The organism is Pseudomonas sp. P4_C3 (genome assembly GCF_056402075.1).
Genome location: NZ_JBFUIC010000819.1, coordinates 1 through 504 on the forward strand (window position 1 = coordinate 1; position 504 = coordinate 504).

Annotated in this window: 2 rRNA genes; both read right to left on the reverse strand. The window is 50.2% G+C overall.

The window, feature by feature from the left end:
• Window positions 1-23 precede the first annotated feature (23 nt).
• Window positions 24-139, reverse strand: a 5S ribosomal RNA gene (rrf, locus tag AC1DVH_RS32630).
• A 163-nt stretch (window positions 140-302) separates the two neighbouring features.
• A 23S ribosomal RNA gene (locus tag AC1DVH_RS32635) occupies window positions 303-504 on the reverse strand; the annotation flags it as partial.

The following is a 504-nucleotide window of genomic DNA, read 5'->3' on the forward strand; positions in this document are numbered from 1 at the left end:
CAGATAGGGGTTTCGGAATTTAATCTTGACGATGACCTACTCTCACATGGGGAAACCCCACACTACCATCGGCGATGCATCGTTTCACTGCTGAGTTCGGGATGGGATCAGGTGGTTCCAATGCTCTATGGTCGTCAAGAAATTCGGGTACCGAGTCGTGACCAGACGGTCTCGCTTCAGCAAATTGGGTAAGTGATAGATTTGTGTGTGGTGCGAACTTTCGGTTCATTGCGTCTTCACACACCGCAATCTGGTGCCTTTTCGCTTTTCAGCTCGAAGCATGCAAATTGCTTGGGTGTTATATGGTCAAGCCTCACGGGCAATTAGTATTGGTTAGCTCAACGCCTCACAGCGCTTACACACCCAACCTATCAACGTCGTAGTCTTCGACGGCCCTTCAGGGGACTCAAGGTCCCAGTGAGATCTCATCTTGAGGCAAGTTTCCCGCTTAGATGCTTTCAGCGGTTATCTTTTCCGAACATAGCTACCCGGCAATGCCACTGG